The sequence below is a fragment of the Acidovorax facilis genome (genome assembly GCF_050626955.1).
Classification (GTDB): domain Bacteria; phylum Pseudomonadota; class Gammaproteobacteria; order Burkholderiales; family Burkholderiaceae_C; genus Acidovorax; species Acidovorax facilis.
Genome location: NZ_CP192460.1, coordinates 4,273,599 through 4,287,836, shown reverse-complemented (window position 1 = coordinate 4,287,836; position 14,238 = coordinate 4,273,599). Strand labels below are relative to the sequence as shown.

The 14,238-nt window shown below is 65.6% G+C and carries 14 protein-coding genes; 6 read left to right on the top strand and 8 right to left on the bottom strand.

The window, feature by feature from the left end:
- Window positions 1-8: 8 nt before the first annotated feature.
- Window positions 9-308, bottom strand: a complete 300-nt coding sequence (gene gatC / locus ACQ4MJ_RS19655; protein WP_055394393.1) for an Asp-tRNA(Asn)/Glu-tRNA(Gln) amidotransferase subunit GatC — start codon at window positions 306-308, stop codon at window positions 9-11.
- 206 nt (window positions 309-514) lie between these two features.
- Between gatC and ACQ4MJ_RS19650 the strand changes: the two genes are divergently transcribed.
- From ACQ4MJ_RS19650 to mrdA, 4 genes are all read left to right on the top strand, one after another.
- Window positions 515-1,558, top strand: a complete 1,044-nt coding sequence (locus ACQ4MJ_RS19650; RefSeq protein WP_005798130.1) for a rod shape-determining protein — start codon at window positions 515-517, stop codon at window positions 1,556-1,558.
- Window positions 1,559-1,688: 130 nt separating this feature from the next.
- Window positions 1,689-2,612 (top strand): rod shape-determining protein MreC, encoded by a 924-nt coding sequence (mreC, locus tag ACQ4MJ_RS19645; RefSeq protein ID WP_176887922.1) that lies wholly within the window; start codon window positions 1,689-1,691, stop codon window positions 2,610-2,612.
- A 31-nt stretch (window positions 2,613-2,643) separates the two neighbouring features.
- The gene (mreD, locus tag ACQ4MJ_RS19640; protein WP_055394387.1) at window positions 2,644-3,162 is read left to right on the top strand and encodes a rod shape-determining protein MreD; all 519 of its coding nucleotides are present in this window, start codon (window positions 2,644-2,646) and stop codon (window positions 3,160-3,162) included.
- A 98-nt stretch (window positions 3,163-3,260) separates the two neighbouring features.
- Window positions 3,261-5,201, top strand: coding sequence for a penicillin-binding protein 2 (gene mrdA, locus ACQ4MJ_RS19635; RefSeq protein ID WP_218301235.1), 1,941 nt, complete (start codon window positions 3,261-3,263; stop codon window positions 5,199-5,201).
- 176 nt (window positions 5,202-5,377) lie between these two features.
- Here the strand turns inward: mrdA and ACQ4MJ_RS19630 are convergent, their stop codons facing one another.
- The 5 genes from ACQ4MJ_RS19630 to ACQ4MJ_RS19610 form a co-directional block, all read right to left on the bottom strand.
- Entirely contained in the window at window positions 5,378-6,274 is an 897-nt protein-coding gene (locus tag ACQ4MJ_RS19630) for a DMT family transporter (RefSeq protein WP_055394385.1), read from the bottom strand.
- Window positions 6,275-6,363: 89 nt separating this feature from the next.
- The gene (locus ACQ4MJ_RS19625) at window positions 6,364-7,119 is read right to left on the bottom strand and encodes an amino acid ABC transporter ATP-binding protein (RefSeq protein ID WP_055394382.1); all 756 of its coding nucleotides are present in this window, start codon (window positions 7,117-7,119) and stop codon (window positions 6,364-6,366) included.
- Entirely contained in the window at window positions 7,116-7,898 is a 783-nt protein-coding gene (locus ACQ4MJ_RS19620) for an amino acid ABC transporter permease (RefSeq protein ID WP_121421972.1), read from the bottom strand. The genes ACQ4MJ_RS19625 and ACQ4MJ_RS19620 overlap by 4 nt, the downstream gene beginning before the upstream one ends.
- A gap of 125 nt (window positions 7,899-8,023) precedes the next feature.
- Window positions 8,024-8,788, bottom strand: a complete 765-nt coding sequence (locus ACQ4MJ_RS19615) for a transporter substrate-binding domain-containing protein (RefSeq protein ID WP_121421973.1) — start codon at window positions 8,786-8,788, stop codon at window positions 8,024-8,026.
- A gap of 254 nt (window positions 8,789-9,042) precedes the next feature.
- A complete protein-coding gene (locus tag ACQ4MJ_RS19610; RefSeq protein WP_055394375.1) occupies window positions 9,043-9,801 on the bottom strand; it encodes a sulfite exporter TauE/SafE family protein in 759 nt (252 codons plus the stop codon).
- Between the two features lie 365 nt (window positions 9,802-10,166).
- Here ACQ4MJ_RS19610 and ACQ4MJ_RS19605 point away from each other — a divergent pair, with 365 nt between their 5' ends.
- Together ACQ4MJ_RS19605 and ACQ4MJ_RS19600 are read left to right on the top strand one after the other, a co-directional pair.
- Window positions 10,167-11,528: an ammonium transporter gene (locus ACQ4MJ_RS19605; protein ID WP_431151567.1), complete on the top strand. Its 1,362-nt coding sequence runs from the start codon at window positions 10,167-10,169 to the stop codon at window positions 11,526-11,528.
- Between the two features lie 190 nt (window positions 11,529-11,718).
- Window positions 11,719-12,048: a hypothetical protein gene (locus ACQ4MJ_RS19600; protein WP_431151568.1), complete on the top strand. Its 330-nt coding sequence runs from the start codon at window positions 11,719-11,721 to the stop codon at window positions 12,046-12,048.
- Window positions 12,049-12,084: 36 nt separating this feature from the next.
- On the opposite strand, the gene ACQ4MJ_RS19595 is transcribed toward ACQ4MJ_RS19600, so the two are convergent.
- Window positions 12,085-12,435 (bottom strand): antibiotic biosynthesis monooxygenase family protein, encoded by a 351-nt coding sequence (locus ACQ4MJ_RS19595; protein WP_121508865.1) that lies wholly within the window; start codon window positions 12,433-12,435, stop codon window positions 12,085-12,087.
- A 20-nt stretch (window positions 12,436-12,455) separates the two neighbouring features.
- Complete coding sequence (locus tag ACQ4MJ_RS19590) at window positions 12,456-14,135, bottom strand: GMC family oxidoreductase (RefSeq protein ID WP_431151569.1); 1,680 nt, start codon at window positions 14,133-14,135, stop codon at window positions 12,456-12,458.
- Window positions 14,136-14,238: the final 103 nt, after the last annotated feature.

Here is a 14,238-nt window from a genome sequence, read left to right as displayed (position 1 = left end):
CGGGGCTCTTACTCGATCACTTTGGGCACGAGGAACAGGCCTCGTTCGACAGCGGGGGCGCTTTGCTGGTTGGCTTCGCGCTGGTTGGGCTCGCTGGCCAGGTCTTCGCGCAGGCGCAGCTGCACGTCCTGGATGGCGGCCACGGGGTGGGCCAGGGGCGTGACGCCCGAGGTATCCACAGCCCGCATCTGTTCCACGATGTCAAAGAAACCATTGAGCTGCGTGAGCATGCGCTCACTTTCGGAAGGTGTCAGCTCAAGCCGCGCCAAGTTGGCAATGCGGCCGATGTCCTGGGGGGTCAGTGCCATAGGGAGGAGAATCTAGAGAAACCAGAAGTAAAGCTGTGATCCGGTGCTCGCCGGAGGGAGTTATTCACAGGGGATGGGGTATTATCCCGGCTTTGCCGCAAAGCTCCCGGAATGGGAGTCAATTGCGTGAAAAAAGCCAATAAACACCCCTGAAATACCTGGCGATGGCAGGCCGACGCGCATGCCGTGCCCGAGAGGACTTTTGAATGTTCGGAGCTTTCCGTCGGTACTTCTCCACCGACCTTGCCATTGACCTTGGCACAGCCAACACCCTCATCTTCGCCCGCGACAAAGGTATCGTTCTTGATGAACCTTCCGTCGTCGCCATCCGCCACGAAGGTGGCCCCCACGGCAAGAAAGTCATCCAGGCCGTAGGTCGTGAAGCCAAGGCCATGTTGGGCAAGGTGCCCGGCAACATCGAAGCCATCCGGCCCATGAAGGATGGCGTGATCGCCGACTTCGTGATCACCGAGCAGATGATCAAGCAGTTCATCAAGATGGTGCACCCGCGCACGCTGTTCACCCCCAGCCCTCGCATCATCATCTGTGTGCCCTGCGGCTCCACCCAGGTCGAGCGCCGCGCCATCAAGGACGCGGCCGAGGCTGCGGGCGCCACGGCGGTGTACCTGATCGAAGAACCCATGGCTGCTGGCATCGGCGCTGGTCTGCCCGTCTCGGAAGCCTCGGGCTCCATGGTCGTGGACATCGGTGGCGGCACCACCGAAGTGGGCGTGATCTCGCTGGGCGGCATGGTCTACAAGGGCAGCGTCCGCGTGGGCGGTGACAAGTTTGACGAGGCCATCATCAGCTACATCCGCCGCAACTACGGCATGTTGATTGGCGAGCCCACCGCCGAAGCCATCAAGAAGAACATCGGTTCGGCCTTCCCGGGCTCCGAAGTGCGCGAGATGGAAGTCAAGGGCCGCAACCTCAGCGAGGGCGTGCCACGCAGCTTCACCATTTCGTCCAACGAAGTGCTGGAAGCCCTGACCGACCCGCTCAACCAGATCGTCTCGGCCGTGAAGAACGCGCTGGAACAAACCCCCCCTGAGCTGGGCGCCGACATTGCCGACCGGGGCATGATGCTGACCGGCGGTGGCGCTCTGCTGCGCGACCTGGACCGCCTGTTGGCCGAGGAAACCGGCCTGCCCGTGCTGGTGGCCGAAGACCCGCTGACCTGCGTGGTGCGCGGCTGCGGCATCGCCCTGGAGCGCATGGACCGCCTGGGCAGCATTTTCACGAGCGAGTAAGCCAGCGGGCCTGTATGCTGCAGGCACTTTTTTCGCTCTGAATTGCATGACTGCACCTGCTCCAATGCTTGTTTCTGAGCACCCGCCCGTGGAGCCGCCTCCACGCGGCAGATCCTGACCGCTGCGCACCATGCCCCTGGGTACTCTGGAGCGCAGCGCTCCCCCTTTCTTCAAACAGGGCCCTTCGGCCCTGTCGCGTTTGGCCGTGTTCAGCGCGCTCGCGCTGTTCCTCATGGTGGCCGATGCACGCTTTCAGATCACCGGCCCCTTCCGTCAGGCCGTGGCCACGGTGCTGTACCCCGTGCAGTGGCTCATGCTGCAGCCCGTGGAATTCGCCAGCCACGGGCGCAGCTATTTCCAGTCGCTGCAAACCGCGCAGGATGACCTGGATGCCGCCCGCAAGAAAATGACCGTGATGGGCCAGCGGGCCAACCAGGCAGATCAGCTGGCGATGGAAAACCAGCGGCTGCGCAAACTGCTGGAGCTGCGCGACCGGCTGCAGACACCCGCCCAGGCGGCCGAGGTGATCTACGACACGGCCGACCCCTACACGCGCCGCGTGGTGCTGGACCGGGGGCAGATGGGTGGCGTGGAACTGGGCGCCCCCGTGATGGATGAAGCCGGTGTGCTGGGTCAGGTCACCCGCGTGTTCCCGCTGGTCAGCGAAGTCACCTTGCTGGTAGACCGCGATCAGGCGATTCCGGTGCTGAACATCCGTACCGGTGTGCGCGGCGTGGCCTATGGCGACCCGGTGGCGGGCCATGGCGGTGGCATGGAGCTGCGCTTCATGCCCGCCAATGCAGACATTCGCGAGGACGACCTGCTGACCACCAGCGGTGTGGACGGTCTGTACCCGCCCGGCCTGCCTGTGGCGCGCGTGGTGCGGGTGGAGCGCCGTGCCGACTCTGCGTTTGCGCGCATCTATTGCATGCCGCTCGCCCAGGTGCAGGGCGCGCGCCATGTGGTGGTGCTCAAGCCGCTGGCCGACAATGAACTGGCGCGTCCCGAACCCGCCCCGGCTGTCCCCGCCAACAAGCGCGGAGGCCGCAAGTGAGCCACCGCTTGACCCCACAAGGAGGCCCACGATGATCATGCCGCGTGGTGAGCCCCTGCTGATGCCGGTGAACCCGGTCTTCATCTGGGCCAGCTTGGCTGTGGGCCTGGCCATCAACATGCTGCCGCTGGGCCGCATCGTCTGGACGCCCGATGTGCTCATGGTGTTGTTGGTCTTCTGGGGTGTGCACCAGCCTCTGCGCATCGGCATGGGGGTAGCGTTCCTGCTGGGCCTGTGCATGGACGTGAGCCAGTCGGCGCTGCTGGGCCAGCATGCGCTGTCCTATACCGTGCTGTCGTTTGGCGCGATTGCCATTCACCGCCGCCTGCTGTGGTTCAGCGTGCCGTCGCAGGCCTTACAGGTGTTGCCCCTGTTTGCCCTCGCCCACGCGATCGAGCTCTTGCTGCGGATGGCGTCCGGGGGCATATTCCCGGGGCTGTGGAGTTTTCTCGCACCGGTGCTGGAGGCCTTGCTGTGGCCCCTGGCCAGCTGGGTGCTTCTGGCTCCGCAGCGCCGCCCGCCCGACCGCGACCAGAACCGGCCTCTGTAGCCCATGCCTTTCTTGATGCCCGCGCATTTCGCCAGCGTTCCGCCTTGGCCCCTGGGGGTGGAGCCTGGGCTTGCGCGCGCCCGAATGGGAGGGTGGGCGTGACTGAGGTGCGCAGCAGCGAAGCCGATGCTTCGCGCTTTCGGGTGCGGGCCCTGGTCATCGGCGCCCTGGTGTTTTTTGCGTTCTGCCTCATTGCTGCCCGGCTGGTGTATCTGCAGGTGGTCCGGCACGAAGACCTGGCGGCGCAGGCCGAGAGCAACCGCACGGCGGTGGTGCCCATCGTGCCCAACCGGGGGCTCATCCTGGACCGCAACGGCGTGGTGCTGGCCACCAACTATTCGGCCTACACACTGGAGATCACGCCCTCGCGCGTCGGGGTGCTGGACGAGACCATCGACGAGCTGTCCAAGGTGGTGGAAATCCAGAGCCGTGACCGGCGCCGCTTCAAGCGGCTCATGGAAGAGTCGCGCAACTTCGAGTCCCTCCCCATCCGCACGCGGCTGACCGACCAGGAAGTGGCGCGGTTCACCGCACAGCGCTACCGTTTTCCGGGCGTGGACATCAAGGCACGGTTGTTTCGCAACTACCCGCTGGGTGACGTGGCCAGCCATGCCATCGGCTACATCGGCCGCATCAACCAGACGGAGAAGGCGCGCATCCAGGACTCCGAAGACGAGGCCAACTACCGGGGCACCGAATACATCGGCAAGCTGGGCATCGAGCAGAGCTTCGAGTCAGCCCTGCACGGCGCCACCGGGGTCGAGCAGATGGAAACTTCGGCCGGGGGGCGGGCGGTGCGCAAGCTCTCCAGCCACGCGGCCACGCCCGGCGACAGTGTGATGCTGTCGATCGACATCAAGCTGCAAAAGCTCATTGAAGACATGTACGGCAACCGCCGGGGCGCGTTGGTGGCCATCGACCCGCGCAACGGTGAGATCCTGGCGCTGGTGAGCAAGCCCACGTTCGATCCCAATCTGTTCGTCGAAGGCATCGACGTGGAGAACTGGACCGCGCTCAACGAATCCATCGACAAGCCCCTGCTCAACCGCGCCATGCGCGGCACCTACCCGCCGGGCTCCACCTACAAGCCTTTCATGGCGCTGGCCGCGCTGCAGCTGGGCAAGCGCTCGCCCAGCATGGTGGTCAACGACCCGGGCTTTTATACCTTCGGCGGCCACACCTTCCGCAGCCACGAGGGCGGGCTGGGCGGGGTGGACATGCACCGCGCCATCCAGCAGTCGAGCAACACGTATTTCTATTCGCTGGCGGTGGAGATGGGTGTCGATGCCATCCATGACTTCATGAAGCCGCTGGGCTTTGGACAGTCCACGGGCATCGACCTCAATGGCGAAGTGCGCGGCACCTTGCCCAGCACCGAGTGGAAGCGCAATGCCTACAAGCGCCCCGAGATGAAGCGCTGGTTCCCCGGCGAAACCGTGTCGCTGGGCATTGGCCAGGGCTACAACAACTTCACGATGCTGCAGCTGGCGCTGGCGCAGGCCACGCTGGCCAATGGCGGTATTCGCTACCGGCCGCACATGGCCAAGGCGGTGAAAAACGCGGTCACGGGCGTCGTCACCGAGATCAGCCAGCCGCCGGGAGTGGATCTGGGTTTTTTGCCGAAGAACGTGGACATCGTGCGCAACGCCATGGTGGCGGTGAACAAGGGCGGCACCGGCACGCGCGTGTTTGCCGGGGCGCCCTACACCTCGGGCGGCAAGACCGGCACAGCCCAGGCGGTGACGATGGGCCAGAACGTCAAATACAACGCCAAGGCGCTGGAAGAACACCAGCGTGACCACTCGCTGTTTGCCGCCTTTGCTCCTGCCGAAAACCCCACCATCGTGATTGCGGCCATCGTGGAAAACGCCGGTTTCGGCGCTGCGCACGCCGCCCCCATCGCGCGCCGGGTGTTTGACTACTGGCTGCTGGGCGACTATCCCAACGAGGAAGACATGGCGGCTGTGCAAAAAGGCCTGGCCTCTGCCCCGATCGGCAAGCCCCGCAAAGCGGTTGATGTGCCGCTGATTGCGCCATAGTTTGCTATATAAATGATAGCTGTTTGCGCTTTGTGGATAAGCGCTGGAGCCCGTTTTGGCTTGAAATGGCCGCGCCCGTGGTGCCCGTGCCACCTGTGGAACAGGCTCCGCCAGACCATGGGTGGCGTTCCCCTGAGAGGAAGGCGCGGAGCGGCTCGGAGGGCGTACCGCGCCTCTCAGGCCCGTTGCGTCCGGCCCGCGCGCGCAGCAGGCTGGATCTGGCTGAACACCAGCGCTGCCACGATGAGCGCGGCGCCACCGAGCCCCGCCCAGCCCAGCCTTTCCCCTAGCAGCACCCAGGCTGTGAGGGCCGCGAACACCGGCTCCAGCCCGAACACGATGGCGCTGCGCATGGCGTCCACGCGCTGCTGGCCCCAGGCCTGCAGCGTCACCACCACTACGCTGGCCAGCAGGCCCAGGTACAGCAGCGCCAGCAACGCATCCAGAGGCAGGTCGGCCACGGACCGTAGCCAGCCCATGCCCTCGCCCTGCGCAAGCAGCAGCGCGGTGGACGCCAGCGCCATCACCGTGGCCTGCGCGGCGGCCATGCGGGTGGCCCGCAGCGGCTGCGCGGCCGTGCGGCGTGCGCACTCTTCCAGCGCCAGGATGTACAGCGCGTAGAACACGGTGCTGGCCAGCGTCAGCGTATCGCCCAGGTTCCAGGGCTCGTTTTCGTGGAACATCAGCGCCATGCCCGCCAGCGCCATCACGCAGGCACCCCAGAGTCGCCAGCCATAGCGCCGTCCCAGGAAGGCCATGGCGATCAGCGGCACCACCAGCACGTTCAGGCCGGTCACAAACGCATTGCGGTTGCTGCTGGTGCGCGCGAGGCCCTCGATCTGCAGCCAGAACGCCAGGAACAGCAGCAACCCCAGCGCGCAGCCCCAGCGCCGCTCGTGGCGCAGCATGCCGCGCCACAACGGCGCCAGCACCAGCAGCGCGATCACGAACCGCAGCCAGATGATCTGCAGCGCGTCCAGGTGTGCCGAGAGCAGTTTCATGGCCGGGAAGGTGGTGCCCCACACCACGGTCACAGCCAACAGGGCCATCAGGCCCCAGCGTTCAGTACGCATCGGAAGAATTCCCCAAAACCAAAAGAAAAAAAGGGCCGCCGGTTGCCCGGCGGCCTCTGCTTTGCAGTGCAGTCCGGTGAGGACGCGGCTCAGTGGCTGACCTGGCCCAGGAACGCGCGGATGCGGTCATTGGCCGGGTTGCTGAAGAACTCCTGCGGCGGCGCATCGTGCGCAATGCGGCCCTGATCGAAGAACATCACGCGGTCGGCCACCTCGCGCGCAAAGCCCATTTCGTGGGTGACCACAATCATGGTCATGCCACCACGCGCGAGGCCTCGCATCACGTCCAGCACTTCCTTAACCATCTCGGGGTCGAGTGCCGATGTGGGCTCGTCAAACAGCATCACCTTGGGTTGCATGGCCAGCGCACGCGCAATGGCCACCCGCTGCTGCTGCCCGCCCGACAGCTGCCACGGGTACTTGTGTGCGTGGTCCTGCATGCCCACGCGGCGCAGCAGCTGCATGGCTTCGTCGTTGGCCTGGGTGCGCGGGGTGCGGCGAATGCGGCGGGGCGCCAGCGTCACGTTGTCCAGCACGCTCATGTGGCCGAACAGGTTGAACTGCTGGAACACCATGCCCACCTCGCAGCGCTGGCGCTGCAGGGTGGCGAGGTCGTCGCAGACGTCCACGCCATCGATGGTGATGCGCCCGCTGTCGTGGGGTTCCAGCCGGTTGATGGCGCGCAACAGCGTGCTCTTGCCCGAGCCCGAGGCGCCGATGATCACCGTTACCTCGCCGGTGTGGAACACGGTGGAGACGTCCTTGAGCACCTGGTGTGCACCAAACGACTTGCACACCCGCTCGGCCACGATGTAGGGCTTGGGCTGGTTGGTCGTTGCGGTCATCGGTTGCGCCCTTCCACGTCAAAGCGGTATTCGACGGCGTTGGAGACTTGCGTGACCAGCGTGGTCAGCAGCAGGTAGGTGATGGCCACCGTGGTCAGCGTGGCAATGGGCTGGAACGTGGCCGACTGGATGCGGTTGCCCACATTGGTCAGCTCCACCACGCCGATGGCGTAGGCCAGTGACGAGTCCTTGAGCAGTGCCACAAAGTTGCTCACCAGCGGCGGCAGCGAGATCTTGAACGCCTGCGGAAACACCACGTCCAGGAACACGTGCATGCGGCCCAGGCCCAGCGCCTTGGCGGCCTCGGTCTGACCGCGGGGCACGGCCAGCAGGCCGGCGCGCAGGGCTTCGGCGTTGTAGGCGCCCACGTTCAGCCCCAGGGCCACGACGGCGGCGGCAAAGTCGGGCAGGTTCAGCCCCGGCACCAGCACGGGCAGGGCAAAGTACACAAACAGGATTTGCACCAAGAGCGGCGTGCCGCGAATAGCCCAGATGTACACGCCGGCAATCCAGCGCACGGCCGTCCAGCGGGCGGTGCGGGCCAGCGCCGCCGCCGTGCCCAGCACCAGGCCCACGGCACCACTGACCAGCGTGAGCCACAGCGTGGTGCGCGCGCCTTCGGAAAACGCCTGGGCGTTGGGGCCGATGGGGTCGGGAAAGAACGAAAGCAACTGGCCCAGCAACGAGAGGGCCAGAACCATCAGCACCAGTGCAGCGACCAGCGTGGCATTGCTGCGCTGCTGTCGGGACCAGCCTTGTGGCCAAAGAGCGAGAAGCATGGATCGGACGACCGGAAGGTCTTGGTTGGAAATCGGGTCGGCGACAGGACCATGGTGACGCCGTCAAAAACAGCAAAGGGTGCGCAACGGGCCAGGCCCAGCGCACCCCGTAGCGTGTTTTTATATCAGTTGCAGCGCACGTCTTCGTTGAAATACTTCTTGGAGACGGCGGCGTAGCTGCCATCGGCCAGCACTTCGGCAAACGCCTTGTTCCAGGCATCGGCCAGGCCGGTGTTGCCCTTGGCCATGGCGGGGGCGATGCGTTCGATGAACAGCATGTCGCCCAGCTTGAACCCGGCCTTGGCGTTCTTGGCGGCGGCTTCCTTGGCCACGAACTTGTCGCTGACCCAGGCGTCGACGCGTTTGGAGATCAGGGCGCGCTGGGCATCGGTGTCTTGCGGGAAGTTCTTCACCTCCTTCACCCCGGTGAGCTTCTGCACGTTTTCCAGGTAGCTGGTGCCGGTCTGCACTGCCACCACCTTGCCGGTCAGGTCCTTGGCGTTGCGGATTTTTGCGTCCATGGCCACGATGATGCCGCCCGAGCAGTAGTGGGGGTTGGCAAACGTGACGGCCTTGGAGCGTTCTTCGGTCACGCCGTGTGAGGCAATGACAGCGTCCCAGCGGCTTTGGCCCAGGCCGGTCAGCAGTGCGTCAAAGCCCAGCGTCTTCCATTCGAGCTTCAGGCCCATCTTCTTGACCACCAGCTCTGCCACTTCCACCTCGAAACCCGTCAGCTTGGTGCCTTCGAAGAAGTTGAACGGGGCAAACTGGCCTTCGGTGGCCACGATGATCTTGCCGTCCTTCTTGATTTCGTCCAGCGTGCGGGCCTGGACGGCGAGGGCAGCGCACAGCGCCACGGCGGTGACAACGGCAGACTTGAAAAACTTCATGGCAGGTTCCTGTGGGGGTGGTTCAGGTACAAAAAATCCGGCATGCGGGTAGGCAAGCCGGAGCGGGTGAATGCAGGCATCGCCAACAGCGATGGGCCTCGTCATCAAACGGAAATGCGCAGAAATTATAGGACGGGCGTTCACATTCGGGCCATGCAGGGCAACCCCGATGACCTCGGGGCGCCCTGGTGGTAGGCCAGCTCAGCTTAGCAAGCATGATGCCATCCGGGGGCACGAGCCCCTTCGGGCCTCGGCTAGCGCAGGAACGCGTCGTAACCCGTCTTGAGGATCAGCGTGCTCACCACCACGATGAAGATGCCACGCACAAAACCCGTGCCGTGCTTGAGCGCCAGGTGCGTGCCCAGCAGGCTGCCCACCACATTGGCGATGGCCAGCGTCACCGCAAAGTGCCACCACACATGGCCCTTGGCGGCAAACAGCGCGATGGCGGCGATGTTGGTGGCGCAATTGAGCAGCTTGGCCGAGGCCGAGGCGTTCAGGAAGTCATAGCCCAGCAGCCGCACAAACAGAAAAACGAAGAAACTGCCGGTGCCCGGGCCGAAGAAGCCGTCATAAAAGCCGATGACCACGCCGATCAGGCAGGCCGCCAGCACTTCGGCCCTGCCCGCAAAGCGGGGTGTGTGGTGCCGCCCCAACTCTTTCTTGGCCAGCGTGTAGACCAGCACCCCCAGCAGCACCAGGGGCAGCAGCTTGCGCAGGAAGTCGGCCGACATCACGGTCACGGCCCAGGCGCCTGCAAACGACCCCGCAAAACCGGCCGCTGCCGCGGGCAGCATGGCCGACCAGCGAACCTGCACCTTGCGGCTGTACTGCCAGGTGGCCATGGCCGTGCCCCACACCGAGGCCGCCTTGTTGGTGCCCAGCAGCGTGGCAGGGGGCGCCCCGGGGAAAGCCGCAAACAGCGCCGGCACCATCACCAGCCCGCCACCCCCCACGATGGCATCCACGAAGCCTGCGAGCAGCGAGGCAAAGGTAATAAAAATCCATTCCATCGCAGGATTTTCGCAGCTTGCCTGCTATGGATTCAGGACTCCCCGGGGCATTGGCGAAAGGGAGGCCAGCGTAGAACAGGCAAGAAAAAGGCGCTGGGATCGCCAGCGCCTGGAAAAAAACGCACCTCGTTGGGTGCTTGAAATTTGTTTATTGGTAGAAAGAGTGTCTCCTCGGGCCCCTCGCTTGGCACACCGAAGCGCGCTTTCGAGTGCCGCAACTGTAGCGACTGCACTCCGCTGGTGCATTGGGGGTTTCCCGCCCCCGTTGTGGGGCAGTGATCGGGTTTCCAGGGGCGGAATCGGGGTGTTGGGGTTGGCACGGCTCGTGCAATCGCGCTTGTAACAATTTGCGAAAGGGAGCCGCCATGCGGGGAGTCAACCACCGGTTCGTTGGGGTAGGGTCGCTGTGTCTGGGCCTGTGCGCGAGTGCGCTGGCGCAGACGGCGCCAGAGGTGGCGGCGGGAGCGGTGTCTTCCTTGTCCCTCACACGTCCTGGGCTGGTGGCGCAGACCACGATCAGCGCGGCAGATACCGCGTGGATGATGACCTCCACAGCGCTGGTGCTGCTGATGACGCTGCCGGGCATTGCCCTGTTCTACGCAGGCATGGTGCGCAAGAAGAACGTGCTCAACACCATGGCCAGCGTGGTGGCCATTGCCGCGCTGGTCAGCCTGCTGTGGTTTGGGGCGGGTTACTCGCTGGCCTTCACCCCGGGCAGCCCCTGGCTGGGGGGATGGGACCGCATCGGCTTTGCGGGCCTGGACTTTCAGCTCGCTGGCGGCAAGCTGGCCGTAAGCCATGTGGCGCCGCACATCCCCGAGTCGGTGTACGCCATGTTCCAGCTCACGTTTGCCATCATCACTGCCGCGCTGCTGGTGGGGGCGTTTGTCGAGCGCATGCGGTTTTCCGCCATGCTGATCTTCATCAGCCTTTGGACCCTGCTGGTCTACGCCCCGGTGGCGCACTGGGTGTGGGAGCCAGGGGGCTGGCTGGCCCAGATGGGTGCGCTGGACTTTGCCGGAGGCTCGGTGGTGCACGTGAATGCGGGTGTGGCCGGGCTGGTGTGCGCGTGGTTCCTGGGGCGGCGCACGGGCTATGGGCGCGAGGCGTTCGAGCCCTACAACCTGGGGCTGACCATGGCGGGCGCGGGCTTGTTGTGGGTGGGCTGGTTCGGCTTCAACGCAGGCTCTGCCGTGGCCGCCGACGGCCGTGCGGGGCTGGCGATGGCGGTGACGCACCTGGCCGCAGCGGCGGGTGCCTTGTCGTGGATGCTGGGCGAGTGGGTGGTGCGCGGGCGGCCATCCCTGCTGGGGCTTTGCTCTGGCCTGGTGGCGGGGCTGGTGGCCATCACGCCTGCTGCGGGTTTTGTCACGCTGCGCTCGGCAGTGGTGATTGGCGTGGTGGCGGGTTTGGCCTGCTACTGGGGCGCCACGGGGCTCAAGCGCCTGCTGCGCGCCGACGATTCCCTGGATGTGTTTGGGGTGCATGGCATCGGCGGCATCGTGGGCTCGCTGCTCACCGGCATGCTGGCCAGCCGCACCGTGGGGGGTGTGCCAGGCAGCTTGCTCACCCAGGCCATTGGCGTGGGCGCTGTGATGGCCTACAGCCTCGTCGCAACCGCCGTGTTGTTGTGGATCACCAACCTGGCTGTGGGCCTGCGGGTGGATGAGCAGAGCGAGCAGACCGGGCTCGACATTGCCCAGCACCGTGAGCGCCTGGGGAGTTAATGAATTCCACCTCCCTGAGGCCCTGCGGGCCTTCCCCCTGCCCGCATTGCTGCGCAATGCGGGCAGGGGGACGCAGCCAGCACGGCGGGGCGGCCCTTGCGCGGCTACCCGCGCTTGGGCCGCGCCGGTTTCATACGCTGCGGGTGGTGCGCAGCGCCATGGATGACTGAAATGCCATAAGGAGCCGACCATGCCCGATTCCGACAAGCTTGCCATTGCCGCCCATTTGCATGTGCTGCTGCGCCGCAAGACGGGGCGCGTGACCGACACTGAATGGATGGCTTCCAACGTTGAATATGCGCTGGAGATCGTGCGGTTCGCACGCCAACGTGCCCAGGAGGACAACGTTCCGGAGCTGGTCGAGTGGGCCGACCGTCTCGATCTCGCCATCCATGCCGCCCCACCTGCTGCGCCGCGCCGACCCTTGCTGGATGTGGCCACGCAGGCGGTGCGCCAGCGCATGGCGCCGCCGCCAGAGCCTGCGCCGGAGGTTCCCCGTTATGTGGGAGGGATTCGCTGACCACACTGCGGCCGGGTGGCCGTTGCGCGGGCGGTGTCAGTGCGCTGCCGTGCCTTGCACGAACAGGCCCGCCGTGGGCAGCAGCCCGGCCAGCTTGTCATCGCCATAGGTGCGCAGCACCTGCGCAATCACGACCTGGTAGCCGTTGAGCCACTGCGCTTGCGCCGCCTTGGCCTTCAGGTGGGCGGGGTGCTGCATCAATGCCTGCAGCGCTTCGAGCGACTGCCAGTAGTAGACGTTGGACACGAGGCCCTTGCCCGTGTCCTCCCACGATTCCTCGCCCAGGTAGCCGTCGATGGAGCGGGCGGCGGTGGCAATCGCCTCGTCCAGGCGGTGGAAGGCGTCGTCGAATTGTTTGGTGGCAAAGATGAAGGTGGAGGAGTACATGGGCGCGATGGTATCCGCGCTTATGCCGCGCGCCGCGCCTGGATGATCCACTCCGCCGCCTTCTCGGCAAGCATCAGTGTGGGCGAGTTGGTGTTGCCGCTGGTGATGGTGGGCATGGCCCCCGCATCCACCACGCGCAGGCCTGCAATGCCACGCACGCGCAGTTGGGAGTCCAGCACCGCCAACGGGTCGTCATCCCGCCCCATCTTCGTCGTGCCCACGGGGTGGAAGATCGTGGTGGCAATGTCACCGGCCAGGCGCGCGAGGTCCTCGTCGCTTTCAAACTGCACGCCGGGCTTCCACTCCTCGGGCTGGTACCTGGCCAGCGCGGGCTGGGCCACGATGCGGCGCGTGACACGCAGGCTGTCGGCGGCCACCTGCCGGTCTTCGGTGGTGCTGAGGTAGTTGGGGGCGATGGCCGGTGCGGCCTTGAAGTCGGCGTTCTTGATGTTCACCGTGCCCCGGCTTGTGGGGTTGAGGTTGCACACGCTGGCCGTGAAGGCCGGAAAGCTGTGCAGCGGCTCGCCAAAAGCGTCGAGCGATAGCGGCTGCACGTGGTACTCGATGTTGGGCCAGGGCTGGTCGGCGCTGCTGCGCGTGAAGGCCCCCAGCTGCGAGGGCGCCATGCTCATGGGGCCACTGCGTTTGGTCGCGTATTCGAGCCCGATCTTGGCCTTGCCCCAGAGCGAGCTGGCCATGGTGTTGAGCGTGGCCACGCCGTTGACCTTGAACACCGCGCGGATCTGCAGATGGTCCTGCAAATTGGCGCCCACGCCGGGCAGGTCGTGCACCACGTCGATGCCGTGCTGGCGCAGCAGCGCGGCCGGGCCGATGCCCGAGAGCTGCAGCAACTGCGGTGAGTTGACCGCGCCTGCGCTCAGGATGACCTCGCCCGTTGCGCGGGCCGTGACCATCTCGGTGCCGTCCCACACCTGTACGCCGGTGCAGCGCTTGCTGCCGTCGGGCTGCGTCTCGACGATGAGTTTGGCGGCCTGGGCGCTGGTCCACATCTCGAAGTTGGGGCGGCCGTAGCAGGTGGGCCGCAGGAAGGCCTTGGCGGTGTTCCAGCGCCAGCCGCTTTTCTGGTTGACCTCAAAGTAGCCCACGCCTTCGTTGCTGCCGCCGTTGAAGTCGTCGGTGGCCGGGATGCCCGCCTGCTGCGCGGCCTGGGAAAACGCATCGAGCACATCCCAGCGCAGGCGTTGCTTTTCCACACGCCACTCCCCGGTGCTGCCGGTGGCCTTGTTGCCGTGCAGGCGTTTGAAGTTTTCATTCACGGTGCCGGGCTGGTCCAGGCGCCAGTGGTCCTCGTGGCGGCGGAAGTAGGGCAGGGCGTTGTCCCAGCGCCAGCTGGCGTCGCCGGTCAGTTCGGCCCACTGGTCGTAGTCGCGCGCCTGGCCGCGCATGTAGATCATGCCGTTGATGCTGCTGCAGCCGCCCAGCGTCTTGCCGCGCGGGTAGCGCAGGGTGCGGCCGTTCAGGCCCGCATCGGGTTCGGTGTTGTAGAGCCAGTCGGTGCGCGGGTTGCCGATGCAGTACAGGTAGCCCACGGGGATGTGGATCCAGTGGTAGTCGTCCTTGCGGCCGGCCTCGATGAGGAGCACGCGGTGGCGGCCGTCGGCGCTCAGGCGGTTGCTCAGCAGGGCGCCGGCGGTGCCGCCGCCGATGATGATGGTGTCAAACGTGGTGTGGTCGCTCATGGGCAGGGGCGGTGGCAATGTGTGGAAGGAGACGGAGGGCCATTGTGCGGACGGCGCCGGATGTGTCGAGAGGGTCAGTGCCTATTGCTATTGAATATATAGC